This is a genomic window from Sphingobium sp. FG58, assembly GCF_057809055.1.
This window is the reverse complement of the sequence record NZ_JBMDJF010000001.1, coordinates 1-22935: the sequence shown is the minus strand read 5'-3', so window position 1 is coordinate 22935 and position 22935 is coordinate 1. Positions and strand designations below refer to the sequence as shown.

27 protein-coding genes and 2 pseudogenes are annotated in these 22935 nt (G+C 63.2%); 15 read left to right on the top strand and 14 right to left on the bottom strand.

The annotated features are described in order from the left end of the window. Positions 1 to 214 precede the first annotated feature (214 nt). A complete protein-coding gene (locus ACODR8_RS00145; protein WP_489005460.1) occupies positions 215 to 1951 on the top strand; it encodes an acyl-CoA dehydrogenase C-terminal domain-containing protein in 1737 nt (578 codons plus the stop codon). Positions 1952 to 2148: 197 nt separating this feature from the next. Here the strand turns inward: ACODR8_RS00145 and trmB are convergent, their stop codons facing one another. From trmB to ACODR8_RS00120, 5 genes are all read right to left on the bottom strand, one after another. Beyond that, positions 2149 to 2844, bottom strand: a complete 696-nt coding sequence (gene trmB / locus ACODR8_RS00140) for a tRNA (guanine(46)-N(7))-methyltransferase TrmB (protein ID WP_489005459.1) — start codon at positions 2842 to 2844, stop codon at positions 2149 to 2151. Positions 2845 to 2887: 43 nt separating this feature from the next. Next, positions 2888 to 3400, bottom strand: coding sequence for a hypothetical protein (locus ACODR8_RS00135; RefSeq protein WP_489005458.1), 513 nt, complete (start codon positions 3398 to 3400; stop codon positions 2888 to 2890). An 89-nt stretch (positions 3401 to 3489) separates the two neighbouring features. After that, positions 3490 to 4689 carry a methionine adenosyltransferase gene (metK, locus tag ACODR8_RS00130; RefSeq protein ID WP_489005457.1) on the bottom strand — a complete coding sequence of 400 codons (1200 nt, stop codon included), beginning with the start codon at positions 4687 to 4689 and terminating at the stop codon, positions 3490 to 3492. A 57-nt stretch (positions 4690 to 4746) separates the two neighbouring features. Next, positions 4747 to 6366 (bottom strand): apolipoprotein N-acyltransferase, encoded by a 1620-nt coding sequence (gene lnt, locus ACODR8_RS00125; RefSeq protein ID WP_489005456.1) that lies wholly within the window; start codon positions 6364 to 6366, stop codon positions 4747 to 4749. A 7-nt stretch (positions 6367 to 6373) separates the two neighbouring features. Beyond that, the gene (locus ACODR8_RS00120; protein WP_489005455.1) at positions 6374 to 7009 is read right to left on the bottom strand and encodes a YqaA family protein; all 636 of its coding nucleotides are present in this window, start codon (positions 7007 to 7009) and stop codon (positions 6374 to 6376) included. 277 nt (positions 7010 to 7286) lie between these two features. Between ACODR8_RS00120 and ACODR8_RS00115 the strand changes: the two genes are divergently transcribed. Together ACODR8_RS00115 and ACODR8_RS00110 are read left to right on the top strand one after the other, a co-directional pair. Continuing rightward, entirely contained in the window at positions 7287 to 7529 is a 243-nt protein-coding gene (locus ACODR8_RS00115) for a hypothetical protein (RefSeq protein WP_489005454.1), read from the top strand. 276 nt (positions 7530 to 7805) lie between these two features. After that, complete coding sequence (locus tag ACODR8_RS00110; RefSeq protein ID WP_489005453.1) at positions 7806 to 8525, top strand: hypothetical protein; 720 nt, start codon at positions 7806 to 7808, stop codon at positions 8523 to 8525. 69 nt (positions 8526 to 8594) lie between these two features. Here the strand turns inward: ACODR8_RS00110 and ACODR8_RS00105 are convergent, their stop codons facing one another. Beyond that, entirely contained in the window at positions 8595 to 9506 is a 912-nt protein-coding gene (locus ACODR8_RS00105; protein ID WP_489005452.1) for a hypothetical protein, read from the bottom strand. 159 nt (positions 9507 to 9665) lie between these two features. Here ACODR8_RS00105 and ACODR8_RS00100 point away from each other — a divergent pair, with 159 nt between their 5' ends. Both ACODR8_RS00100 and ACODR8_RS00095 read left to right on the top strand, forming a co-directional pair. Next, positions 9666 to 10316, top strand: coding sequence for a glutathione S-transferase family protein (locus tag ACODR8_RS00100; RefSeq protein ID WP_489005451.1), 651 nt, complete (start codon positions 9666 to 9668; stop codon positions 10314 to 10316). 158 nt (positions 10317 to 10474) lie between these two features. Further along, entirely contained in the window at positions 10475 to 11020 is a 546-nt protein-coding gene (locus tag ACODR8_RS00095; protein WP_489005450.1) for a hypothetical protein, read from the top strand. Positions 11021 to 11029: 9 nt separating this feature from the next. Here the strand turns inward: ACODR8_RS00095 and ACODR8_RS00090 are convergent, their stop codons facing one another. The 3 genes from ACODR8_RS00090 to ACODR8_RS00080 all read right to left on the bottom strand — a co-directional run bounded on the left by ACODR8_RS00090 (position 11030) and on the right by ACODR8_RS00080 (position 12205). Further along, positions 11030 to 11278, bottom strand: coding sequence for an HP1242/YdcH family protein (locus ACODR8_RS00090; protein WP_489005449.1), 249 nt, complete (start codon positions 11276 to 11278; stop codon positions 11030 to 11032). 130 nt (positions 11279 to 11408) lie between these two features. Continuing rightward, entirely contained in the window at positions 11409 to 11720 is a 312-nt protein-coding gene (locus tag ACODR8_RS00085; RefSeq protein WP_489005448.1) for an HP1242/YdcH family protein, read from the bottom strand. Next, positions 11717 to 12205, bottom strand: a complete 489-nt coding sequence (locus ACODR8_RS00080; RefSeq protein WP_489005447.1) for a hypothetical protein — start codon at positions 12203 to 12205, stop codon at positions 11717 to 11719. Before ACODR8_RS00080 ends, ACODR8_RS00085 begins: the two co-directional genes overlap by 4 nt. 160 nt (positions 12206 to 12365) lie before the next feature. On the opposite strand from ACODR8_RS00080, the gene ACODR8_RS00075 reads away from it, so the two are divergent. The 4 genes from ACODR8_RS00075 to ACODR8_RS00060 all read left to right on the top strand — a co-directional run bounded on the left by ACODR8_RS00075 (position 12366) and on the right by ACODR8_RS00060 (position 15982). Continuing rightward, positions 12366 to 13673 (top strand): M28 family peptidase, encoded by a 1308-nt coding sequence (locus tag ACODR8_RS00075; RefSeq protein ID WP_489005446.1) that lies wholly within the window; start codon positions 12366 to 12368, stop codon positions 13671 to 13673. 36 nt (positions 13674 to 13709) lie between these two features. Further along, positions 13710 to 15038, top strand: a complete 1329-nt coding sequence (locus ACODR8_RS00070; protein WP_489005445.1) for a DNA-packaging protein — start codon at positions 13710 to 13712, stop codon at positions 15036 to 15038. Between the two features lie 51 nt (positions 15039 to 15089). Further along, positions 15090 to 15575: a hypothetical protein gene (locus tag ACODR8_RS00065; protein ID WP_489005444.1), complete on the top strand. Its 486-nt coding sequence runs from the start codon at positions 15090 to 15092 to the stop codon at positions 15573 to 15575. Positions 15576 to 15643: 68 nt separating this feature from the next. Then, positions 15644 to 15982, top strand: a complete 339-nt coding sequence (locus ACODR8_RS00060; RefSeq protein WP_489005443.1) for a hypothetical protein — start codon at positions 15644 to 15646, stop codon at positions 15980 to 15982. A 4-nt stretch (positions 15983 to 15986) separates the two neighbouring features. Here ACODR8_RS00060 and ACODR8_RS00055 read toward each other — a convergent pair whose 3' ends face one another. Beyond that, a complete protein-coding gene (locus ACODR8_RS00055) occupies positions 15987 to 16640 on the bottom strand; it encodes an energy transducer TonB (RefSeq protein WP_489005442.1) in 654 nt (217 codons plus the stop codon). A gap of 238 nt (positions 16641 to 16878) precedes the next feature. On the opposite strand from ACODR8_RS00055, the gene ACODR8_RS00050 reads away from it, so the two are divergent. From ACODR8_RS00050 to ACODR8_RS00035, 4 genes and pseudogenes are all read left to right on the top strand, one after another. After that, a complete protein-coding gene (locus ACODR8_RS00050) occupies positions 16879 to 18003 on the top strand; it encodes a phage portal protein (protein ID WP_489005441.1) in 1125 nt (374 codons plus the stop codon). A gap of 124 nt (positions 18004 to 18127) precedes the next feature. Further along, positions 18128 to 18448 (top strand): DUF6127 family protein, encoded by a 321-nt coding sequence (locus ACODR8_RS00045; protein ID WP_489005440.1) that lies wholly within the window; start codon positions 18128 to 18130, stop codon positions 18446 to 18448. A 68-nt stretch (positions 18449 to 18516) separates the two neighbouring features. Continuing rightward, positions 18517 to 18902: pseudogene (locus ACODR8_RS00040) on the top strand (HK97 family phage prohead protease). Between the two features lie 155 nt (positions 18903 to 19057). Then, positions 19058 to 19963, top strand: a pseudogene (locus ACODR8_RS00035) (phage major capsid protein); the annotation flags it as partial. A gap of 48 nt (positions 19964 to 20011) precedes the next feature. Here the strand turns inward: ACODR8_RS00035 and ACODR8_RS00030 are convergent. The 3 genes from ACODR8_RS00030 to ACODR8_RS00020 form a co-directional block, all read right to left on the bottom strand. Then, the gene (locus ACODR8_RS00030) at positions 20012 to 20248 is read right to left on the bottom strand and encodes a hypothetical protein (protein ID WP_489005439.1); all 237 of its coding nucleotides are present in this window, start codon (positions 20246 to 20248) and stop codon (positions 20012 to 20014) included. A gap of 23 nt (positions 20249 to 20271) precedes the next feature. Beyond that, positions 20272 to 20721, bottom strand: a complete 450-nt coding sequence (locus ACODR8_RS00025; RefSeq protein ID WP_489005438.1) for a hypothetical protein — start codon at positions 20719 to 20721, stop codon at positions 20272 to 20274. Positions 20722 to 20906: 185 nt separating this feature from the next. Then, positions 20907 to 21320, bottom strand: coding sequence for a hypothetical protein (locus ACODR8_RS00020; RefSeq protein WP_489005437.1), 414 nt, complete (start codon positions 21318 to 21320; stop codon positions 20907 to 20909). A 205-nt stretch (positions 21321 to 21525) separates the two neighbouring features. Between ACODR8_RS00020 and ACODR8_RS00015 the strand changes: the two genes are divergently transcribed. Both ACODR8_RS00015 and ACODR8_RS00010 read left to right on the top strand, forming a co-directional pair. After that, a complete protein-coding gene (locus ACODR8_RS00015) occupies positions 21526 to 21891 on the top strand; it encodes a hypothetical protein (RefSeq protein ID WP_489005436.1) in 366 nt (121 codons plus the stop codon). Positions 21892 to 21963: 72 nt separating this feature from the next. Further along, on the top strand, positions 21964 to 22362 hold the full coding sequence (locus ACODR8_RS00010; protein WP_489005435.1) for a hypothetical protein: 399 nt from the start codon (positions 21964 to 21966) through the stop codon (positions 22360 to 22362). A gap of 455 nt (positions 22363 to 22817) precedes the next feature. Here ACODR8_RS00010 and ACODR8_RS00005 read toward each other — a convergent pair. After that, on the bottom strand, positions 22818 to 22935 hold a 118-nt coding region (locus tag ACODR8_RS00005), incomplete at its 5' end, for an ATP-binding protein (protein WP_489005809.1).

Here is a 22935-nt window from a genome sequence, read left to right as displayed (position 1 = left end):
AGCCTGTCCTGAGCCTGTCGAAGGGTCCGGGGTGACGAAGGTGGGGCGCGCATATCCAGCTTCGATCCCCCTCATCCAACTTCGCCTAGACGACTGCGTCGTCAAGGCTCCGTATCCTTCTCCCCCCAGGGGAGAAGGTTGCGCTGCCCGCACACACCAAATTGACTGTAACATATGTTTGGTGTAGTACGCCAACGACAGGAGAGGAACCGTCATGCAGAGCTATGTCCCGCCGATCGACGATTATCGTTTTTTGCTGACCGAGGTGCTGGGTTTCGACCGGGCGATGGCGGAACTGGGCAAGGAGGTCGACGCCGATCTGGCGGTGGCGGTGCTGGAGGAGGCGGGGAAGGTCTGTGCCGAGCGGTTGCATCCGTTGAACCGGGAGGGGGACGAGCAGGGCAGCCGTCTGGTGGATGGCGCGGTGCGGACGCCGGACGGGTTTGCGCAGGCCTATCGCGATTTTGCCGAGGCGGGCTGGACGTCGCTGTCGGCGGACCCGGCGCATGGGGGGCAGGGGCTGCCCTTTGTCCTGCAACTCTGGTTCGACGAGATGATATCGGCGACCAACCTGTCCTTTGGCCTCTTCCCCGGCCTGTCGCGCGGGGCGTGCGAGGCGATTGCCGCCCATGCCAGCGAGGAATTGAAGGCCAGCTATCTGGGACCGCTGGTGAGCGGGGAGTGGACCGGGGCGATGGCGCTGACCGAGAGTGGGGCGGGGACCGATCTGGCGCTGCTCAAGACGCGGGCGACGCCGAACGACGATGGCAGCTATGCGGTGGCGGGGACCAAGATTTTCATATCGTCGGGCGACCATGATTTTGGCGGCAATATCGTCCATCTGGTGCTGGCGCGGCTGCCCGATGCGCCGCCGGGGGTGAAGGGGATCAGCCTGTTTCTGGTGCCAAAGTATCTGCCCGATGCCGATGGCGGCTTTACCGTGCGCAACGCCATGTCGGTGGGATCGCTGGAAAAGAAGATGGGGATTCACGCCCAGCCGACCTGCGTGATGCATTATGACGGCGCGACCGGCTGGCTGGTGGGGGAGGCGCATCGCGGGCTGGCGGCGATGTTCACGATGATGAATGCCGAACGGTTGATGGTGGGCATACAAGGGCTGGGCATTGCAGGGGGCGCCTATCAGCAGGCGACGGCCTATGCGCGCGACCGGGTGCAGGGGCGTAGCGCGGACGGGACGCGCGGGCCGGTGGCGATCATCGACCATGCCGATGTGCGGCGGATGCTGCTGAATGTCCGCGCTTTCGTGGAGGCGGGCCGCGCGCTGGCGGGATGGACCGCGCTGCAACTCGACCGGGCGAAGGGGCATGAGGATGCGGGCGAGCGGGGACACGCCGATGCGCTGGTGGCGCTGCTGACGCCGGTCATCAAGGCGGCGTTCACCGATTTTGGTTTCGAGAGCGCGGTGCAGGCGCAGCAGGTGTTTGGCGGCCATGGCTACATCCGCGAATGGGGGATGGAGCAATATGTCCGCGATGCGCGGATCGCGCAGATTTACGAGGGCACCAATGGGGTGCAGGCGATGGATCTGGTCGGGCGCAAGCTGCCGATGGCGGGGGGCGCGGTGGTCGAGGGCTTTTTCGACGGGATCGCGACCGATGTCGCGGCGGCGGGTGATCTGGTGATTGCGGTGCGGACCGGCGAGGCGCTGGCGTTGCTGCGCGAGGCGACGGTGGCGCTGCGCGGGGCGGACGTGGACGCGACCGGAGCGGCGGCGGTGGACTATCTGCGGCTGTTCGCGCTGGTGGCGATGGGGTGGATGTGGACGCGGATGGCGGTGGCGGCTGGCGCGGGTGATACGGCGCTGCATCAGGGCAAGCTGGCGGTGGCGGACTATTATGCGCGGCGGGTGTTGCCACAGGCGAGCGGGCTGGCGGCGAGCATCGCGGCGGGTGAGGGGGCGATCATGGCGCTGGCGGCGGAGGCGTTTTAGGGGGGGCTGAGTCCTCTCCCTCGAACTAGCCACTTCGTCATTCCCGCGAAGGCGGGAATCCATCTCCCACCTTATCGTGTTGATTTTAGGTCTGGAGATGGATCCCCGCCTGCGCGGGGATGACTTGAAAATATGAGAAGGACGAATTTCGCAACGATCTGCTTAAAGGGCGGGATCGGTCTGGTTTGACGCGCCGCTCACTTACGCCGATACCGAAAATACCACACTTCATGGCCTTTTTGCCGGGCCTTGGCTTCGTAGCGGGTCTGGGGCCAGCCGCCGGGGCGGGTGAGGAAGTCGGTGGGGTCGCTGGCCAGCCAGTCGAAATCGGGATGGCCGTTCATCACCATCAGCGCCCAGCGCAGATAGATGGGATGGTCCGTGCCGAAGCGAAATTCGCCGCCGGGCTTGAGTTTGCGGGCGATCATCGCGACTGGGCCGGGGTTCATCATCCGGCGCTTGGCATGGCGCGCCTTGGGCCAGGGGTCGGGGTGGAGCAGATAGACGAAGCTCAAGGAGCCGTCGGGGAGGCGGCTCAATACTTCGAGCGCATTGCCCATGTGGAGGCGGATATTGCCGAGTGCGCCTTCGCGGATATGGCCGAGCGCGGTGACGACGCCGTTGAGGAAGGGTTCGCAGCCGATAAAGCCATGATCGGGCAGCATGTCGGCGCGATAGGCAAGATGCTCGCCGCCGCCAAAGCCGATTTCGAAATGGAGCGGGCGGTCGTATCCGAAGAGCGAGGCGGCGGTCACTTCGCCTTCTTCCGGCACGGAGATGGCGGGGAGGAGGGTGTCGACCAGTTCCTGCTGCCCCTGCCGCAGCTTGTGGCCAGACTGGCGGCCATAGAGGCGGTTGAGCGTCGTGGGATCGCCGGATTTATGCGCTGTCATGGGGTGCGCGGATAGCGGGACGGGGGAGTGGGGGCAAGGGGGGCTAGCGACAGGGCCTGCCGCTATATTCCTTGCGGTTGGCGACATAGGCCTTGCCGTTCCAGCGGACGACGGGAAAGCAGAAGCCGGGGCCGCCGATGGAAATGTCGGGCCAGCCGCCAACGCCTTTGCTTTTCAGAAATTCCGGGATGCCTGTGCTGTTGGTGACCAGTTTCCAGCTGCCATTGGCCTGCTGGCTGACGAGCCAGAAGGCCGTGCCGGTGTTGCCATAGCAATAGGTGCCGCCTTCGGTGACGACCGCTTCGGGACGGCCATCGCCATTGAGGTCAGCGCGGCTTTCGATCGTGCCGGGGGAATAGCTGGCCGTGCCGGGATCATCGCAATCGCTGCGCCATTGATTGCCGCGCTTGATGAACCCGGCGGCGCGGAAGATGGCAGCGTCGTTCGATGGCGCGGCGGTTGCGGGCCTGGTCGTCCTGGGACTGGTTGCAGTCTGGGCATTGCCCGATGTCGCAAGCATCAGCGCCAATATGGCACCAGAATGACGATATGACATCGCGCGCCCCATGTTCACCCTCTCCGAGTCGTTTCGGATTGGGCATCATAGCATGAAGGGCGCGATATCAGGCGTCGGAAGATGGCGCGTCAGGCCAGAGCGGCCTTGAGCGCGTCCACCAGATCGGTCTTTTCCCAAGGGAAGAAGTCGCCTTCGGGGGTGCGGCCGAAATGGCCGTAGGCGGCGGTTTTCTGGTAGATGGGCTTGTTGAGGCCGAGATGGGTGCGGATGCCCTTGGGCGTCAGGCGCACCAGTGTGGGCAGGACCGCTTCGATCGCCGAGGCTTCGACGGTGCCGGTGCCGTGCAGGTCGACATAGAGGGAGAGGGGTTCGGCGACGCCGATGGCGTAGCTGAGCTGGATCGTGCAGCGACGGGCAAGGCCGGCGGCGACGATATTCTTGGCCAGATAGCGGGTGATGTAGGCGGCCGAACGGTCGACCTTGGTCGGGTCCTTGCCGCTGAACGCGCCGCCGCCATGGGGCGAAGCGCCGCCATAGGTGTCGACGATGATCTTGCGACCGGTCAGGCCTGCGTCGCCGTCCGGGCCGCCGATTTCGAACAGGCCGGTCGGGTTGACGTAAATGGCGTCGTCGCCGGGCAGCCAGCCTTCGGGCAGGATGTCGGCCATCACGCCCTTGACATAGGCGCGCAGCTTGGCGCGGCTTTCGTCATTGTCCATGCCAGCGGCGTGCTGGGTCGAGACGACGAGGGCGGTGGCGCGGACCGGCTTTTCATCGATATATTCGAGCGTCACCTGGCTCTTGGCGTCCGGCTCCAGAAAATCGACCACCTTGTTGTGGCGATCATGGGCGAGGCGTTCCAGGATCTTGTGGCTGTAATAGAGGGTGGCGGGCATCAGGTCGGGGGTTTCGTCCGAGGCATAGCCGAACATGATGCCCTGATCGCCAGCGCCTTCATCCTTGTTGCCGCTTTCATCGACACCCTGCGCGATATGGGCGGACTGGCCGTGGAGGTTGTTTTCGAAGCGGAAGGTCTGCCAGTGGAAACCGTCCTGCTCATAGCCGATGCGCTTGACCGTGGCGCGCACGGTGGCTTCGATTTCCTCCTGCGCGCCCGGCGCCCATGCGCCATTTTCATAGACGCCCTTGCAGCGGATTTCGCCCGCCAGGACGACGAGCTGGGTCGTGGTCAGCGTTTCGCAGGCGATGCGGGCTTCGGGGTCTTTGGACAGGAAGAGATCGACGATGGCGTCGGAAATCTGGTCTGCAACCTTGTCGGGATGGCCTTCGGACACGGATTCCGAGGTGAAGAGGAATTGGTTACGCATGGGACTCCCATAAACGGCTGGGCCGAAAAGCGATATAAAGAATAGTTTATGTGGCTATTAGCTTTTGCTGCGCAGCATGGCAATGGCCAGTCCGGCCAGCAGTGCCATGAAGGCGAAGGATGCCCAGTTGCCGAGCCGCGCAAACGGGGTGGGGGGCAGAGCGGGCGGCAGGCCGGAATCGAGGAAACCGGCGCGGTTGAGGCCGAGCGCATGGACGACATGGCCGCGCGCATCGATGATGGCGGAGACGCCGGTAGGGGTGGAGCGGATGATGGGAATCCCCTCCTCCAGCGCGCGCAGGCGGGCTTGGGCCAGATGCTGGACCGGTCCCCAGCTGCCGAACCAGGCGTCGTTGGAGGGGTTGAAAAGAAAGGATGGGCGGTTGGCGCGGTCGACCACTTGCCCCGAAAAGATGATCTCGTAACAGATTTGCACGCCCATTTTGAGGGGCGGGCGACCGAGCGTGGCAGGCAGGGGGAGGCTTTGCGGGCCGGGGCCGGGCCAGAAATCGGCGTCGCCGGGGACCAGGCGCGAAAGGCCGATCGGTTCGAGGATGTTCCGCATCGGCAGATATTCGCCATAGGGGACCAGATGCGCTTTGCTGTAGCGGCCGAGCAACCGGGCGTCGGGGGTGACGATCCAGACGCTGTTGTTCGCGCCCGCCAGCTTTTGCGTGATGACGCCGTCCTGTTCGACCGGCTTGAAATAGACCTTGTCCGCGCCGGTCATCAGCAGGTCGCCGGGGCCAAGCAGGCTGGCGAGGCGGGCGCGCCAGCCCGGTTCCATGTCGAGATAGGCGGGGATGGCGGCTTCGGGCCAGAAGAGCAGGCGCGGGGCGGGGCGGGGCTGGCCGGACAGGGCGGCGAGCTTGCGGAAATTGGCGACTTCGTTTTCGACCGAATATTTCTGGTCCTGGCCGATATTGGGCTGAACGATGCGGACGCGCGGCGCGCCGGGCGGGGTCGGCGGGGCGGGGGCGAGATGGCCCCAGAGTGCGAGGAGGGCGAGTGGCGCGGCGAGGGCTGCGGCGGGGCGGTAATGGCGCTGGAAGGCCAGGAGGAGCGCGCCTGCCGCGAGGATGGTCAGCGCGCCAAGGCCGTAGGTGCCGATGAGGGTGGCGGCGATGGCGATGCCGGTGGGGAGCAGGGTGACGCCGAGCGGGTTCCAGGCGAAACCGGTGAAGGCGGTGGCGCGGAGATATTCGGTGGCGAGCCAGAGGGCGGCGAAGAGGAGGAGGAATATTGGGGCTGCGTGTTCCCGCGAAGGCGGGAACCCAGACGAGACGGCGGGACTGGGTTCCCGCCTGCGCGGGAACACTGGGTGACGGGTGATCCACCATGTCCCCAGCGTCGCGAGGCCCGGATAGACAGCGAGGTAGAGCGACAGCAGCGCTACGGCGGGGTAGCCGAGCCAGTGGGGCATGCTGTCCTGAAAGGTGAAGGCGTGGGCGATCCAGTTGAGGCCCAGGGTGAAATGGGCGACGCCGAAGAGCCAGCCATAGGTGAAGGCGGCGCGGCGGTCGGGGGCGTGCTGGACCAGGTGGATGAGCAGCGCGAGGCAGGCGAGGGTGACCGGCCAGAGGCTTAAGGGCGCGAAACCGGTGGCGCTGAGCAGGCCCGCCAGCAGCGCGGCGAGGCGGGGCCAGGACCTGACATGCCGGGCGATCAGGCTTTGCATCGCTTGTTTAGCGGACCGTGGCCATGGTGGCGGCGCTGCAACTGTCGCTCTTGCTGGGGCCGCCGGTCAGCATCGAGGCGGCGATGAAGCCGCCGACGATGAGGACAAGGAACAGGCCCGACAGAAGGGCGAGATATTTTTCGATGAATGCCTTGATCGGGCGGCCAAATTTCCAGAACAGGAAGCCCACCAGCATGAACTGGAACGCGCGGCTGAGGACGCTGGCCCAGATGAAGGTGAAGAGCGGCAGGCCGATGAAGCCCGCCGTGATGGTGATCAGCTTGAACGGGATGGGCGTTGCGCCCTTGATCAGGATGATCTCCGCCCCGAACTCGCGCAGATAGCAGGCTGCAACCGGGAATTTGGCAGCCAGGCCAAGCGCGGCGAGCAGTTGCTGGCCCACGGTTTCATAGAGGAAATAGCCGATCGCATAGCCGAGCAGCCCGCCCAGCACCGAGGCGAGGGTGCAGATGACCCCGAATCGCAGCGCGCGTTCCGGGCGGGCGAGGCACATGAGGCCGAGCAGCGGGTGCGGCGGAATGGGGAAGAAGCTGGATTCCATGAAGCTGAAGGCGAACAGCCAGCGTTCGGCGTGGCGGTGGGCGGCTTTCGCCAGCATCCATTGGTAAAGGCGTGTCAGCATCGGGCGGGGGTCAGGCCGACTTTCCGGTGATGCCGGGCTGCAAATGACGCCTTTTTCCGCTTCCGGTGCTCACGTGCTGGCAGCACGCTGCGCTCCGGTTCTCAAAAAACATCATTTTCGCCTCGGCCTGACCGGAAATTCGACCTGACCCCTAGCCGAGATGAAGGCCGGTCGCCAGCGCCTTTTGCCGGTCGGGCGATAGGTGAAGGCGTGGGGATCGCGGCGCTTGATCGGTTGGTGCGCGTGGCGGTAGGATCGACCGATTGAGGAGAGACAGATGCAGGGCATGGGTGAGGGCGGTTGCCCGTTTGAATTCAATACCGATCCGGCGACGTTCAAGGTCGGCGATTCGGTAAGCTATCGCGTGACAGGCAGCCTGGAGGGCTTTCCCTTCGCAGGCGTGCTGCTGGAGGTGCATGACGATCATGTCGTGCTGACCAGCGATGTCGACGACAAGGCCAGCCGGATGCGCGCGACGCGGGAGAGCAGGCCGGTGGTGCGTGAGGAAGATGTGTGCTGAGGAAGTGCCTGTTTGAAAATGCGCGAAAGGGCGCATTTTGAAGCCGCACCGGCCCTCACCCCCACCCGACCGCCCACAGTGTATCCTGATTGGGAGGTCGGGTGGGGGTGAGGGCCGGTGCGGTCCGAATGTGCGAACGCACAATCGCACGGTCTGACGCGACGGCGTTGACGGGACGGTGGCGTCTGGGCATGACCCATCATCAGTCCTGTTCGGTCGGCGCGTTTGACATTTTCTACCATTTCCTGGGCCAGATTGCGGCAACGCGCGGGCGGCATGGCGTTTGCGCTGGTGCTGAACGCTATCCTGCTGCTTGCGCTGTTCACGCTGGCCCCCAAGCCTGAACCCAAACGGGTCGATGACCGGATGCCGGTGACGTTCGACGTCGAGACCGGACAGAAAAGCGCGGAGCAACAGAAGCGCGCGCCCAAGGCGGAGCGGCGCGAGAAAGAGGATGCGGCGGCGCCCAAACAGGCCGAGGCGGTGGTGCGGCCACCCGTGCCGGTCGCCAAGCCCGCCGAGCAGCCGCCATCGCCCTTCCCCTTCCTGACGCTCAACCGCGAGCAGATGGCCTCAGCCGATATCGGCCAGATGCCCAGGGCGGCGCAGGGGGCGAGTGCCGCTGGGCAGGGCAATAGTGCGGCGGTGGCCGGGCCGGGCGAGGGGCCGGGGGGCGTGCAATTGTTCAACGCCGAATGGTATCGGCGACCGACCAATGCCGAGCTTTCCCCCTTCCTGCCCGCCAATGCGCCGCCCAATGGATGGGGCATGGTCGCGTGCAAGACGGTCGATCATTATCATGTCGATAATTGCCAGACGCTGGGCGAATCGCCGTTGGGGTCTGGCTTTGCCCGCGCGGTGCGGCTGGCGGCGTGGCAGTTTCTGGTCCTGCCCCCGCGCGAGAATGGCAAGGTGATGGTCGGCAGCTGGGTGCGGATACGGATCGACTATACGCGCACGATGGTGAGTGCGGGGCAGGGCGCGGGCGGCGAGTGAGGTCGGGTATTGCGGCGTTTGCAGCTGTCCTTATCGGGGGCAGCGCGCGGGCATTTTGTGCGCCGAACATCATCTGTTCTGCACGCGGGTGGTGACCATTTCCAGTCCTTTGGACGGAGCTGCGGCTGCGGGCGGCGTGACCGTCAATTTGGCCTTCGCGGCGGTGATTTGCTGGTCGGTGATCGCCTTGTCCAGCTTGAGTTGCTCCAGCACGGATTTCACCTCCCTCAATTCCTTTTCCGCCGCGGTTTCCGTCGGCGCGGGAGATGTGGTGTCGCTTGTCGTCGATTCGACCTCTCCAGCCTCAATGGCTTCACTGACCAGTTGCAGGATATGGCCGGGCGAACATACCGCCTGATTGTTGAGCAGGTGGGTAACGGATTGGGAATAGGTGAGTTTCGTGTCCGCAGTCTTTGACGCTTCCAGAGCATTGTCGGCGAGCGCCTTGAGAATCAGCAGGCGCACCGAGTTTACATTTTCGGCCCCGAACAGGTAGCGTTGCTCATAGATGCGAAAACCGGCCGATGCGGCGCTGGTGCCGAGCGACAGCGCGGTCAGGGCGTCGTTGCTGGTGTCGTCGCCCTTGCCGATCAGCGCCACTGCCCCGGTCAGCAAGGCGGTGATCGGGGCGAAAGTATCGCGCCATACATTCACGCGGCGCTGATTGTCGGCCTTGGACAGGATGTAGATGTTGCAGCGGGCCTGGATGAGGGCGAAGCCGGCGTCCATGAAGGCGCGCTGCTTGACGGGATCATTGGGTTTGAGGGCAATGGTCGGACCGCTGGTAAATGGACTGGCTTCGGCGGCGGCAAGTTTGAACTGAAAAAGAAGTCCGTCACCCGTCGGGCTGGCGCCGTTGGCATCGATGACTTCTTTCGTGACGCCACGATCCGATATAAAAGTGGGGCGTCCGTCGTTGGCGCAACCAGATAGCATCGAAATTGTTGCGACCAGGCCAATAGTCTTGAACGACATATGCATGATTCCTGCCCTCCCGGAAGCATCATCATTACTTGTGCGTAACGGAACGGCAAATGGCGTTTGCGCCATAATCGCTCCGTTGTGGCAGGATGCATAAAATAGTTGCATTTTGAGACTGGGTTGTCATCCTGCCGCGCTGACAGGATAGGGAGAGATTGCATGATCATCCATGGTGCGCGGCCGTCGCCTTTTGTGCGCAAGGTTATCGTCTTTGCGGCGGAAAAGGGGATTGATGTCGAGGTGCAGACGGCCGGGTTCGGGCGCGGGGCGGAGGGCTATTTCAAGGGGTCGCCGTTCGGTAAGATTCCGGCGCTGGAGGATGGCGATTTCCTGCTGTGCGATTCGACCGCGATCATAACCTATATGGATGTGCTGCGACCGGGGACGGAGATGATTCCGGCAGAGCCGCGGGCGCGGGCGCGGACAATATGGTTTGAGGAATTTGGCGATACCGTCGTGCAGCCGGTGGGCGCGAAGATATTTTTCAACCGGGTCGTTGCCAGGGCGCTGAAGTTGCCGTGGGATCTGGACGCAGCGGACAAGGCGGAGGCGGAGGAGATGCCGCGCCTGTATGACTATCTGGAAGGGGTTTTGCCCGACAGCGGCTGGCTGGTGGAGGATCGCTTTACGCTGGCCGATCTGGCGGCGGCCTGCCCGATCATCAATGTCATCTATTGTTCGGAGGGGCTGGATGCGGAGCGGTGGCCGAGGGTTGCGGCGTGGATCGCGGCGGTGAAAGCGCGGCCCAGCGTGGTCGCGGCGCTAGCGCTGGAGGCGCCGGTCGTGGCCGGAATGATGGGCAAGAAATAACCTATATGGAACATTTGCCTTGACAGCGTCACGCTGTTCTGGCAGAGATAGGCACAGTGGAAAAATGTGAGTCGCCAAGGCGCGACGCAACAGGGGCTGATCCGGGCGGGTCGGCCCTTTTTGCGTTGGGCTTGTGGCGCGCGGGTGGGGGGACAGGCATGGCGGACGGGGTGGAGGCGCAGGCGCGCGACTTGGAACCGGCGCGCCGGACGATCGCGGGCAAGAGCCAAGTGCAGATGCGTGCGCCGCGCAAGGATGGCTGGACCAAAGATCAGGAGCGGCTGTTTTTGCAGACGCTAGCGACGACGTGCAACACCAGCGAGGCGGCGCGGGTGGCGGGCGTGAGCCGGACGAGCGCCTATGACCGCAGGCAGCGCAACCGGCGCTTTGCCGCCGACTGGGAGCGGGCGATGGATATTGGCTATGCCGAGATTGAGGCGATGCTGATGCGCGAGGCCCTGTTCGGGAGCGAGAGCGAGGAGATTTTGCTGGACGGCGAGGGGGCGGTGAAGAGCCGCAAGGTCAGGCGTGGGCATGACCTGAAACTGGCGCTGCAATTGCTGACCCGGCATCGCGACCGGGTGCTGGCCTATCGCGCGAGCGCGGCGGCGGGGAAGGAGCGGCCCGACAGCCCGGCGGTGGTGCGGCGGGTACGCCGGGCGCGGGACGAAGTGGAGCGGATGCGGGCGGCGACGGGGACGTGAGGCGCGCTGTCAGACCGTGCGTTCGGGCGCGATCATCGCGCTGATCGTGTCGAGCAGGGCCAGCCGCTGTTTCTTGAGATCCTCCAGCCGCGCGTCCGACGCGGCGGTAAGCCCCTCTATGATCCGGCTGATTTCGCCGACCAGATCATGATAGCGATCGGCCAGCCCGCGAAAATGCGCGTCGGTGAGTTTGAGATGGTGCAGCCGGTCGACGGCGTGGGGAAACAGGCTGTGGAGATCGTGGCCATGTTCGCTCATTCTATCGTCTCCTGTTTTGGTGGGGAGACTATGGGGCGTGGTGGCGTTGTGGTCTTTAGGTAGTTGTCCGGGGGCTGGCCGTTAAAAACTCCCCTCCCCGGACGGGAGGGGAGCCAAGCCGGGTCAAGGCTTACTGCGCCTTGATCTCCAGTGAGGGGTTGACCAGTGAGGCGGTCGTGGCCTTGGGAGTGGCGGTCGGCGCTGCTGGTGCGGACTGAAGCGGAACGACCGTTGATTGGGCCGGGGCGAAAGCAACGCTGACATCTTCGTCCAGAAACGCGGTCACTGGCGCGCCGAGCGGGGCCAGCCGCTGCTTCTTGAGATCCTCAAGCCGGGCGTCCGACGCGGCGATAAGCCCCTCTATGATCCGGCTGATTTCGCCGACCAGATCATGATGATGATCTGGTCGCTTGATGCGTCTGGCCCCTTGCAGCGGGTTCAACGCGATGGCGGCGGGACGCAGAAGCTGAGAATGAGTTGTTTCATCACCGCCAGAGTAGCTGGTGTAGCCTCGATAATCGATTTTCGGGAATCATGCCGGTGTTCCCGCCGGAGGATTTTGCCGTTCTTTTCCAGCCGTCTCAGATGACGCAGTGCAGTCGTCATCGGCGAGCCGCTGGCATAGCATAGAGATGTTACGCAGGACGCGCGATATTCAGTGGCGTCCGCAACCAGGGCTAGCAGCATGTTCCAGCCGGGGTCAGACACGGGCTGGCCCAGCGCTTCGCCACGGCGCAGCGACGACTTGTGAAACATGCGTGCAATTTGCCCGATCTCTGCGTCCATCGGTTCCGGGGTGATATCCGGTTCATAGGACGGTTTGGCCGTTGCATGTGTACGAATGATGTCGAGCAGATTTGTGACGACTTTGGGGCTGATACCCAAGCTGATCAGGTGATGCTCGATTTCACCAACTCGATCAATCATAGCGCTCCCCTCACCGTTTCCATAGTGGAACAATGGCGGATTTTCGCGCTTGGGAAAACGGATTTCCGCTACGGAACAAGCCGATTGATCCGATATGGAGTCTTTTTGGCCAAGGGGCGTGATGCTTTACAAATGGCCAACAAAAGCTAGACCCGAACATATGAAAAAACTGATCCTGATCGCCGTCGCTTCGGCGCTTTCGTCGCCTGCAACCGCGCAGAGCCAAGCGCCTGATCCGGCGCGATTGAAGGCGACGGTCGAGAAACTGGTGAGTTTCGGGACGCGGCATACATTGTCGTCGGCGACCGATCCCAAGCGGGGGATCGGCGCGGCGCGGGCGTGGGCGGCGGCGGAGTTTGCGCGGATTTCCAAGGGGTGTGGCGGCTGTCTGAAGGTCGAGAGCGTGTCGGAGCGCTTTACCGCGCCGCGCGTACCCAATGGCGCGGATATTGTCGACGTGCTGGCGATCCAGACCGGGACGGGCGATCCCAATCAGGTGGTGATCGTCGCGGGGCATATCGACAGCCGGGTGAGCGACGTGATGGATGCAACCAGCGATGCGCCGGGCGCGAACGACAATGGGTCGGGCAGCGCGCTGGTGATCGAGGCGGCGCGGGTGCTGGCCGGAGAGAAATTTGACGGGACGATCGTCTATGCGCTGCTGTCCGGCGAGGAGCAGGGGTTGCTGGGCGGCAAGTTGCTGGCGAATACCGCCAAGGCGCGCGGCTGGCAGGTGCGGGCGATGCTGAACAATGATATTGTCGGCAACACGACTGGCCTGAACGGGCGGATCGTGGCGGACCGAGTGCGGGTGTTTTCCGAAGGAATACGATCCGCCGAGGATGCCAAGGCGGGGCTGACCCGGCGCGGGATTGGCGGGGAGGATGACGGGCCTTCGCGGGCGCTGGCCAAGGCGATCGACGGGATTGCGGCGGCCAATCCGCAGATCGGGCTGGACGTGTTTGCGGTGCGGCGGCCTGACCGTTTCGGGCGCGGCGGCGATCATACGCCGCTGCTGGAGGCGGGTTATCCGGCGGTGCGTTTTTCGGTGGGGATCGAAAATTACGACCGGCAGCATCAGGATCTGCGGGTCGAGGCTGGCCGCGATTATGGCGACACGGTTGTCGGAATGGACTTTCCCTATCTGGCGAAGGTGACGGCGCTGAATGTCGCGGCATTGCGGGCTTTGGCGCGTGCGCCGGCGGCGCCTGCGACTGTGTCGCTGGATGGTGCGCTGTCGATGGATACGCGGGTGTTTTGGGACGCGGTGCCGGGGGCGGCGGCCTATCATGTATATTGGCGGCGGGCCGATGCGCAGGACTGGACCGATAGCAGGCTGGTGACCGGCGCGACCGAATTGCTGCTGAAAGATGTGGTGGTGGACGATCATTTCATCGGCGTGGCGGCGGTAGCCAGGGACGGGAGCGAGAGCATCGTGACGTTCGGCGGAATGGCGCCGCGCAAATAGGGGCGTGCTTGTCGCCGCCCCGGCAAGGGGAGGGCGATGGAGACTTCGCATATTGCATGGCTGGATGCGTGGCCGGACGAGCGGGACAGGTTTCTGCGGCGTCTGAAGGCGGCGGGCTGTGAGGCGCTGAAATTTGATTGGGACTGGCTTGCGCGGCCGGGGCAGATGGCGCCGGAGGGCGACTGGCGCATCTGGTTGATGATGGCGGGGCGCGGGTTCGGCAAGACGCGGGCCGGGGCGGAGTGGGTGCGGGGAATCGCGGAGGCTGATCCGGCGGCGCGGATCGCGCTGGTCGGCGCGACGCTGGGCGAGGCGCGGCGGGTGATGGTGGAAGGGGCGTCGGGCCTGTTGGCGATTGCGCCCTGGTGGTGCCGCCCGGTCTTTGCACCCGCGCTGCGCAAGCTGACCTGGCCCAATGGCGCGGTGGCGACCCTGTTCGGGGCAGCGGAACCGGAAAGCCTGCGCGGGCCGCAATTCAGCCATGGCTGGGCCGACGAGATCGCCAAATGGCCCTTTGCGCAAGGGGCGTGGGACAATCTGATGATGGCGATGCGGCTGGGCAGGCGGCCGCAGGTGATGGCGACGACGACGCCGCGTCCGGTGGCGCTGGTGCGGCGGCTGGTGGCGGATGCGGCCGCGGGGAGCGTGGTGGTGACACGCGGGCGGACGGCGGACAATCGCGCTAATCTGGCCGACGGGTTCGTGGAGGCGATGGAGCGCAGCTATGGCGGCACGCGGCTGGGGCGGCAGGAGCTGGATGGCGAGCTGATCGAGGAGGTGGAGGGCGCTTTGTGGTCGCGCGACCTGATCGAGCGGTGCCGGGTGGCGCATGTGCCGGGCGGGCAAGACGGGGCGGCGTTGCGCCGGGTGGTGGTGGCGGTCGATCCGCCGGCGTCGGCGCATGGCGATGCGTGCGGGATCGTGGTGGCGGGCGTGGGTGGTGACGGGCGCGCCTATGTGATTGCGGATGCGAGTGTCGAGGGTTGCTCGCCCGAAAGCTGGGCGCGGGCAGTGGCGGCGGCGGCGGCGGTGCATGGCGCGGACAAGGTGGTGGCCGAGGCGAATAATGGCGGGGCGATGGTGGAAAGCCTGCTGCGCGCGGCGGACGAGAGGCTGCCGGTGAAGCTGGTTCACGCATCGCGCGGGAAGGTGGCGCGGGCCGAGCCGGTTGCGGCGCTCTACGAGGCCGGGCGGGTGGCGCATCGCGGGGCGTTTGCGCAACTGGAGGACGAGATGTGCGGGCTGCTGACCGGGGGCGGCTATGTCGGGCCGGGGCGGTCACCCGATCGCGCCGATGCGCTGGTGTGGGCGCTGACGGAACTGATGCTGGGGCGAAGGGGCGAGGCGCGGGTGCGGGGGTTTTGAGGGGTGGCGTTTGTTTTGATGCGCGTTACATCAACTGATCGGAGGCATCGGATGAGCGAACGGCAACGGTTCTGGATGGCGGTCATCGGTGCGCCGCTTTGGATCGCCTATCCACTCATATTCTGGTTCGGCACCGCTGCCAAATGGCAGGTGCGTTGTGGTGGGCGGACCTTCACCGGTGCGTTCGACGATTGTTTCAACGACTATATTCCAGTGCTGGAGGTGATGGCCTTCCCGGTCATGCTGCTGCTGACTTATCCCTTTCTGCGATTTGCCTTTACGCTCTATGCGCCGCCGGTCGAATGGCGGAAGCGGGCAGGATGGTGGCTGGCGCGGAACGGTGGGGGCGCAGATTATTATCCGAGTTTGCACCTGTTTGTGGCGTTGGTCCTGCTGTGGGCGGTCGTGCATCTTGCCTCATATCCTCTGGCGTGGGTAACGGCTCCTTTCACCCTTTACTGGATCATGTGGATTTTGTGGTTGGGCGTGGGAAGCTGGGCAAGCTGGCCCGCGCGCTTGCCCGATGATCTCGGCTAGGGGATCGGAACAAGGGATAGGCTTGGCTCGTTTTTGGCGCATCATATTTTGATTGCGGAGCGATTCAGATGAAGATGGTGACGATAGTGGGCGCGCTGGTCGGGGCGACTTTAGTGGCGACGCCGGTGATGGCGGTGACGTTGAGCGCCAAGGAGCGGGCGCGGGTAGCGCGGGCGGTGCCGCGGGATCGTGACGATGTGCGCTATTGCCTGATCCAGGCGAAGAAGGGCCGCGACAAGGGTACGGTGATCGGCGCGGCTGGTGGTGCTGGCGTCGGGCTGATTGCGGGCGGTGGTCTGGGCGAGACTTTGCTGGGCGCGGGGGCCGGGGCGCTGGCGGGCCGGGTGATCGGCAAGAGCGAGGGGACGAATTCGACCTGCGACCGGGTGTTGCGGCGTAATCCTTGAATGATCACTTGGCGGGGGTGGTCAGTTCCCGGTCCCGCCATCTGACCCAGGATTGCACCTGCGTGGGGACAGGTTGCCCCGCCGAATTGATCGCTGGCAAGTAACGCTGCCCCATGGCGACGAGGCAGGACTGGTCGTCATATTTGCGGTTGCCTGATGACTTTTTGATGCGACAGGATGTTGGCCGTCCAGTGGCGTCAATATCTGTGATATAGTCACTGGTCAGGTCCGTAGGACGGGTCGTTCCCGTGATGGGGGGATTGCCATCGACAGCCAAAGGCGTGGTTCCGCCGAAATCGCTACGAAATGACGAGGGAGCCGGTTCCCACATGACGCGCATTTTCGGCACTGTCAGTTTGCTGCCGTCATGGCGGCTTACCGCCAGGATCCAGCCCATTTTGGACATGATGAGTTGGCAGCTGGCCACCGCGATGTCCCGGCCTCCGACAATGTCCGTCGGCGTACAATCGATCTGGTCGGTATCACCGCGTTGCGCGATAGTGACGATGGCTTCGCCAATGGCGTCCGCCCGCAGCGTCACGAGCGCATAGTCCTGCGCTGTCGGCAGGGCGATGGGGATGATCTCCCGCTTTGCCGGTGCTGGTGGAAGCTGCGTCGGGTCGGTCAGAGCGAGTAGGCTTAGTGCGTGGTGCCACATCAGCGGATGTTCGATCGTGGCGACTGGATTGTAAAGGGTTGGGCTGAAAGTAGCGGCGCAATCGTTGATTAGACGTGAGGGGGCTTTCCCCTCTTCCAGTTTCGGTAGGCGGCTTCGCCACCAACCTTCACTTTAGTTTTAGCGCGATTTCCGAGTCATCAGATATTCTATCTGATTAGAAATCGCTTTGGCCCTCTCCCCGCCGGGGAGAGGGTTTTTGCGTTTTGGGGGACAGGATATGAAATTTTTTGGGATGAAGGCCGCTGCGTCGGCGGATGTGCGGCCGGTGTTGGCGCGGGCCTGGGGGACGGGGGCGGTGGCGCTGGGGGAGTGGCCTGCCAGCTATGAGGCGCAGTTGCGCGCGGGGGTGATCGGCAATCCGGTGGCGCAGCGGGCGATGCGGCTGGTGTCGGAGGGGGCGGGGGCGACGGCGCTGAAAGTCGCTGGCGTGGCGGATGGCGCGCGGGTGCTGGCGTTGGTGGCGCGGGCTTCGGCGGGGCAGGGCTTGGTGGAGACTTTGGCCTGCCATTTGCTGCTGCACGGCAATGCCTATGTGCAGCTGATTGGCGGGACGGACGGGATGCCGGCCGAGCTGTTCGCGCTGCGGCCTGAGCGGGTGTCGGTGGAGGCGGATGCGCGGGGGTGGCCGGCGGCCTATCTTTATCGCGTCGGGGAGAGCGTGACGCGGCTGTCACCCGAAGATGGGGCGGGGCGGACCAACGTGCTACATTTGAAAAGCCTGCATCCGCTGGACGATCATTATGGATTGGGCTGTGTCGGTGCGGCGGCGGGGGCGGTGGCGATCCACAATGCGGCGACCGTGTGGAACAAGGCTTTGCTGGACAATGCGGCTCGGCCCAGCGGGGCGATGGTTTATGATCCGGGCGACGGATCGGTGATGGCGCCCGACCAATATGAGCGGGTGAAGCGGGAGATGGAGATCGCTTTTGCGGGCGCGGCCAATGCGGGGCGGCCAATGCTGCTGGAGGGCGGGTTGAGCTGGAAGGCGCTGAGCCTGACGCCTGCGGAGATGGATTTTGTGGGATTGAAGGCGGCGACGGCGCGGGAGATTGCGCTGGCTTTCGGGGTGCCGCCGATGCTGATGGGGCTGCCCGGCGACAATAGCTACGCCAATTATCGCGAGGCGAACAAGGCGCTGTGGCGGCAGACGATATTGCCGCTGGTGGGGAAGATATGCGCGGGGCTGGGGCAGGGTTTGGCTGGCTGGTGGCCGGGGCTGCGGATCGAGCCGGACCTGGATAGCGTGGCGGCGCTGAGCGATGAGCGGGCGGCGCTGTGGGAGCGGGTTGCGGGGACGGACTTCCTGTCGGCGGAGGAGAAGAAGGCTTTGTTGGGGTTATAGGGATTTCGCGCAGAGGCGCAGAGGGCGCAGAGATTTTTGGAGGCCGCCTTGGGCGGCTTTTTTCTTCTCCTCGTCATCTGCGCCTCTGCGCGAATTTTCTGCCAGCGACGCAGGGAGGGGCGTGATGAAACAGGATGGCGAGATGCTGGCGCGGTTGGTGGCGCAAGCAGATGGCGGGCCGGGGGCGGCGGATATGGTGATGATCCGGGCGCTGGTGGAGGAGGCAAGCGAGCTGGGCGCGGGGCGGGCGCTGGAGCGGCTGGGGCTGGCGGACCGGCGGGCCGAGGGCGATGTGCGGGAGCTGCGCGAACTGCTGCGCGCCTGGCGCGACGCGAAGAAGGCGGCGCGCGGGGCGGTGATCGGCTGGATGGTGCGGATCGCGCTGGCGCTGGTGTTGCTGGGGATTGCGGTCAAGACCGGGCTGGTCGGGTTGGTGCGGACGTGAGTGGCGATGTGGCGCTGGGGGCTTCTCGACTTCGCTCGAAGCGAACGGAGGGGGGGAATGAGGGCGACTTGCGCTTTGCGGGCTATGCGGCGATTTTCGACCGGGTGGACCGGGGCGGGGATGTGGTGCGGGCGGGCGCCTTTGGTGGCGTGCGCGCGGCGGGCGTGCCGTTGCTGTGGCAGCATGGGCCGGGTCAGGTGATCGGATCGGTCGAGCGACTGGAGGAGGATGCGCGGGGCTGCGCGTGATCGGCCGGGTGTCGGCGCGGACGGCGGCCGGGCGCGAGGCGGCGGCGGGGCTGAAGGCCGGGGCGCTGGATGGGCTGTCGTTTGGATATAGGGTGCGGGAGGCACGGGGAGCTGGACCGCGTGAGTTGCTGGCGCTGGAGCTGGTGGAGGTGAGTTTGGTGACGCATCCGATGCAGGATGGGGCGCGGGTGATTGCGGTGGAGTGATTTACGCGGGCGCAGCTCCCCCTCATCCAACTTCGCCTAGCCAGCAGGCTGGCAAGGCTTCGTATCCTTCTCCCCCCTGGGGAGAAGGTTTTGAGAATTTCAGGGCGGTCCCATGCGGGGCCGCCCTTTTTTGTGTTTTCTAGCGGGAGAATGACATGACGGACGGCGTGACGGATGCTCTGGAGGGGAGCTTTGATGTGATGCTTCAGGGGGAGCGGATTGCGGCTTTGGAGGCGGATTTGAGCGCGATGCGGGTGGCTATGCAGCGGCCGGCATTGGATGGGGTGAAGGGCGGGGCGGTTGATCCGGTGCGCGCCAACTTCGTTGATCGCTATTTGCGGCAGGGGCAGGAAGCGGGGGTGGAGCTGAAGAGCTTTTCCGGCGCGAGCGGTGCGACCGGCGGTTATGCGGTGCCGCGGGAGATTGATCAGCTGATCGATGCGACGCTGAAAAGCATTTCGCCCATTCGCGCGATCGCCAATGTCGTGCGGACCGGGACGGCGGGCTATCGCAAGCTGGTGACGGCTGGTGGGATCGTGTCGGGCTGGGCCAGCGAAACGGGGGCGCGGGGCGAGACGGGGACGCCAAGCTTCAACGAGATTGCGCCGCCGTCGGGCGAATTGTTCGCCAATCCGGCGGCGTCTCAGGCGATGCTGGACGATGCGCAGTTCGATGTCGAGGGCTGGCTGGCGGGCGAGATTGCCCGTGAATTTGCGGTGGCGGAAGGGGCGGCCTTCATCAACGGCAATGGCACGAACAAGCCCAAGGGCTTCCTGACCTATACCACCACCAACGAGGCGGACGCTGTGCGGGCGTTCGGGTCGCTGCAATATGTGGCGTCGGGCGCGGCGGGGGCTTTCGCCGCGTCCAACCCGCAGGACCGGCTGATCGACCTGGTGCAGAGCCTGCGTGCGCCCTATCGACAGGGGGCGTCGTTCGTGATGAACAGCGCGACGCTGAGCGCTATTCGCAAGATGAAAACGAGCGATGGCGCGTTTCTGTGGCAGCCTTCGCTGAGTGCGGGGCAGCCCGCGACGTTGCTGGGCTATCCGGTGGTCGAGCAAGCCGCGTAGATTGTAGAGGACAAAAATCACGCATTTCTGTGATTTTTACTGCCGGGTGCGAAAGGCTGCCCAGTTTTGAACGTGGATCTTTTCTTTGTCCGTCGCATTGGGGAAACGGTCAAGAACTCGCTTTAATGCTTCGCGATCGACAGCTTCCCGACCACCCTTCCGGTTATAGATGTCATAGATTTCGTTCATGGCTTCGCGCCCGAACGCTGCCAGCGCAATCTCATCGTAATTTGGCATGTCGTCCTCTTTCGCCGCTATGACTGCGGCTAACATGCTTTACGCCTCCAGCGCCCAGATTACTGAGCTTTGGAGCGTGAGTTTTTGTTTTTATCGAAAAGATCTCGATATGCGGGTTCCAAACCATTCATAAAGGTGTCCGTCGTGCTGCCCGACAATGAGCATTGCTCTTGGATCACCCCCACTAATGTCAGCGTGGAAGCGCGTAGGGCTGCGATTTCGGTTTCCTTATTCGTGCGAGGAAAAGTGATCTTCTGCCTGTAATCGATAGTACGATCCACACACCCACGCGCGGCAATGTCGATGCTCACCTCGTCGTCGGTGAGATAAACCTGACCCCAAATTAGGTGTCCGCCTACATTCCAACTGTTGCCTATTTCGTCGTAGACCATTTGCCCTGCTGACATATCGGCTTTCGCGATAATCGCCCATGGTTGGGTGGAGGGAAGATCGTCTTTAGAAGGCGAAGCCAGCATTGCGAGAGTGATGGGTAGCAGAGTGTGAAGCATGTGCGACAGTCTGGCCGTTGATGCTCATTTCGACAAGTGGGGATCAGGTTCACACCACTATAAATGACCAACCCACGCCATGTTAGGCAATATGGTTAATGAGCAAGCCGCATAGATTGTAGAGGACAAAAAATCACGCAAATGTGAGATTTTAGCGCCTCAGCGCCGTTTAACAGGGTAAGAGCTTATTTCTCCACGCAGTAATTGGCGGGAGGTGTGTAGCCCCGTGCTAACCTCTTAGCCCATCGCGTCCGATCCGCTACCGGAAGGTCGCGCAGGAATTTGATCTCATACTCATTGCTTTTGCTGAGGCGAATATACTGATCGTCATTTGCGGCCTTCAGGGCCTTAGCATATCGATCAACATCGAAAGGGACTGCCTTCTTGGCCATGGATAATTCGGCTTCGATCGCAAGCGTCGTCTGCCGATGGTTATCGACAAAGCTCATGCGTTCAGTCCAATTTCGCACGCCTACAGCAATGCCTTTGTCTGATAAGCATTCGCTCTTGAAAGCCTTGATAGCATCGTCGACCTGCGACCTTGGCGGCGTAGGATAGGCGCTCGATGCGACGGCCAACGCTATGAATGCTGCTATCATACCTTGCCTCTGAATCCGTTCTACGCATGGGCTATCCGCATAAAATGAACAGCCGGTTTAAAGGCACGGTTCAGCATCAGTCGAAGAGCCGAGCTGCCCAGTTGTGTTCTCACTACTTGTGAATCGGTGCTGCTAGGACATGGTTAACGCGAGCAAGCCGCATGAATTGTAGAGGACAAAAAATCACGCGGATCGGCGAATTCTGGTGGACGCCTTCGTGATCATAAGTTGCGGCCCCGCCTCCAAATGCTTACCTATCCGCAGCAATCCATGGAGGCAGCGCATGTTGTGGGCACAAATCATCGGTGAACCTAAAGAATATAACGCTACCGCAGTTTTTGGCGATGATTTTGAGCAAGCCGCTGAAGCTGTCATCGTTGAGTTTCTAGAGAAGACTGCCGGAGAGACGAAGAACGGTGCCGTCTTGGTATGGCATGGTGAAGGCGACCAGAAGGTCGAGAAGATCTACGACTGGAAGGCCGATTTCGAGATGCCTGATGTCAATGATCTTGACGAGGATGAGGAATTCGACATCGATGGTTCGGTCGAACTGATAGAGCGCGTCGCATAGTCCGATCACTACCCAACGACATTGATTGCAAGCCACTAATAGTGGGTGGCGCTGTGGTTGAAATGAGGCTCCATGTCTAAGGTCGATAATGCTGATGCGCTGAAAAATGCGATGAACAGCGGCGAAAGCACTATCGAGATTGTCGGTGATTTAGCCAAGAAGGTGATACGGATTAAAGCCACTGGGAAGGTGGCTTGGGCCATTGCGTTCGCAGCTATCGGCTTGGCCACCGTGGCCATAATCACGGCTCTTCCTGCCGCTGTCGCTACCGGCGGCGCGGCCGCACCTATTGAAGGGGTCGTAGCCGGTTTCGCATTTGCGCCCGCCGTGGCCGCAATCGGATTTGATGTCGCAGTTATGGCGATAGGTTTAGCCGTCGCTGCTGGAGGGGTAGGTATTCTTACCCGCCTTAGGTCAGATTATCGAATAGCTGAGCAGGCTCCTGAACGGGTGCTACTGATTAAAAAGTAGGAGGCCACTATCGTTCAGTCAGCAGTCTTAGGACATGGTTAACGCGAGCAAGCCGCATAAATTGTAGAGGACAAAAATAGGGGTAGGATTGCCTGATCCTGGGGTTGACCTAACACGCAAATCCGTCAGGTTCCTCTATTTTAGGGGCATTTGATGGCACTTATAATCGAGGCATTTCCTGACCATTTGCGCGCCATCGGGACCATAACGGTTCGATGGTCGTCCATCGACAAGCTGCTTCACGACATTCTCGATGGTCCGCTTAATCAGAATGAACATGTCAATCGGCGTCCAAACGGGCCCCCTTATCGGCGCGCAAAAGGGACCCCCCGTCAGGATAGCGGAACGTTGATGTGATGGGCTTCCTTGCGCTGCGCGCGGCGTAGGGAGGGCGTAGCCCGACCGGAGGCGCGCGCAGCGCAAGGCATCTTCTAATTGATGCCCGCTGGGGCGGATCAGCTGCGGTTTTTGAAGCGCCAACTGTCATTGCCGGTCTCGACGATGTCGCAATGATGGGTGACGCGGTCGAGGAGCGCGGTGGTCATCTTGGGATCGCCGAACACGGTGGGCCAC

Excerpts from the sequence above, each read along its gene's own strand:
- ACODR8_RS00145 (WP_489005460.1), top strand. The coding sequence starts at position 215 with ATGCAGAGCTATGTCCCGCCGATCGACGATTATCGTTTTTTGCTGACC.
- trmB (WP_489005459.1), bottom strand. The coding sequence starts at position 2,844 with ATGACAGCGCATAAATCCGGCGATCCCACGACGCTCAACCGCCTCTAT.
- ACODR8_RS00135 (WP_489005458.1), bottom strand. The coding sequence starts at position 3,400 with ATGTCATATCGTCATTCTGGTGCCATATTGGCGCTGATGCTTGCGACA.
- metK (WP_489005457.1), bottom strand. The coding sequence starts at position 4,689 with ATGCGTAACCAATTCCTCTTCACCTCGGAATCCGTGTCCGAAGGCCAT.
- lnt (WP_489005456.1), bottom strand. The coding sequence starts at position 6,366 with ATGCAAAGCCTGATCGCCCGGCATGTCAGGTCCTGGCCCCGCCTCGCC.
- ACODR8_RS00120 (WP_489005455.1), bottom strand. The coding sequence starts at position 7,009 with ATGCTGACACGCCTTTACCAATGGATGCTGGCGAAAGCCGCCCACCGC.
- ACODR8_RS00115 (WP_489005454.1), top strand. The coding sequence starts at position 7,287 with ATGCAGGGCATGGGTGAGGGCGGTTGCCCGTTTGAATTCAATACCGAT.
- ACODR8_RS00110 (WP_489005453.1), top strand. The coding sequence starts at position 7,806 with ATGGCGTTTGCGCTGGTGCTGAACGCTATCCTGCTGCTTGCGCTGTTC.
- ACODR8_RS00105 (WP_489005452.1), bottom strand. The coding sequence starts at position 9,506 with ATGCATATGTCGTTCAAGACTATTGGCCTGGTCGCAACAATTTCGATG.
- ACODR8_RS00100 (WP_489005451.1), top strand. The coding sequence starts at position 9,666 with ATGATCATCCATGGTGCGCGGCCGTCGCCTTTTGTGCGCAAGGTTATC.
- ACODR8_RS00095 (WP_489005450.1), top strand. The coding sequence starts at position 10,475 with ATGGCGGACGGGGTGGAGGCGCAGGCGCGCGACTTGGAACCGGCGCGC.
- ACODR8_RS00090 (WP_489005449.1), bottom strand. The coding sequence starts at position 11,278 with ATGAGCGAACATGGCCACGATCTCCACAGCCTGTTTCCCCACGCCGTC.
- ACODR8_RS00080 (WP_489005447.1), bottom strand. The coding sequence starts at position 12,205 with ATGATTGATCGAGTTGGTGAAATCGAGCATCACCTGATCAGCTTGGGT.
- ACODR8_RS00075 (WP_489005446.1), top strand. The coding sequence starts at position 12,366 with ATGAAAAAACTGATCCTGATCGCCGTCGCTTCGGCGCTTTCGTCGCCT.
- ACODR8_RS00070 (WP_489005445.1), top strand. The coding sequence starts at position 13,710 with ATGGAGACTTCGCATATTGCATGGCTGGATGCGTGGCCGGACGAGCGG.
- ACODR8_RS00065 (WP_489005444.1), top strand. The coding sequence starts at position 15,090 with ATGAGCGAACGGCAACGGTTCTGGATGGCGGTCATCGGTGCGCCGCTT.
- ACODR8_RS00060 (WP_489005443.1), top strand. The coding sequence starts at position 15,644 with ATGAAGATGGTGACGATAGTGGGCGCGCTGGTCGGGGCGACTTTAGTG.
- ACODR8_RS00055 (WP_489005442.1), bottom strand. The coding sequence starts at position 16,640 with ATGTGGCACCACGCACTAAGCCTACTCGCTCTGACCGACCCGACGCAG.
- ACODR8_RS00050 (WP_489005441.1), top strand. The coding sequence starts at position 16,879 with ATGAAATTTTTTGGGATGAAGGCCGCTGCGTCGGCGGATGTGCGGCCG.
- ACODR8_RS00045 (WP_489005440.1), top strand. The coding sequence starts at position 18,128 with ATGAAACAGGATGGCGAGATGCTGGCGCGGTTGGTGGCGCAAGCAGAT.
- ACODR8_RS00030 (WP_489005439.1), bottom strand. The coding sequence starts at position 20,248 with ATGTTAGCCGCAGTCATAGCGGCGAAAGAGGACGACATGCCAAATTAC.
- ACODR8_RS00025 (WP_489005438.1), bottom strand. The coding sequence starts at position 20,721 with ATGCTTCACACTCTGCTACCCATCACTCTCGCAATGCTGGCTTCGCCT.
- ACODR8_RS00020 (WP_489005437.1), bottom strand. The coding sequence starts at position 21,320 with ATGATAGCAGCATTCATAGCGTTGGCCGTCGCATCGAGCGCCTATCCT.
- ACODR8_RS00010 (WP_489005435.1), top strand. The coding sequence starts at position 21,964 with ATGTCTAAGGTCGATAATGCTGATGCGCTGAAAAATGCGATGAACAGC.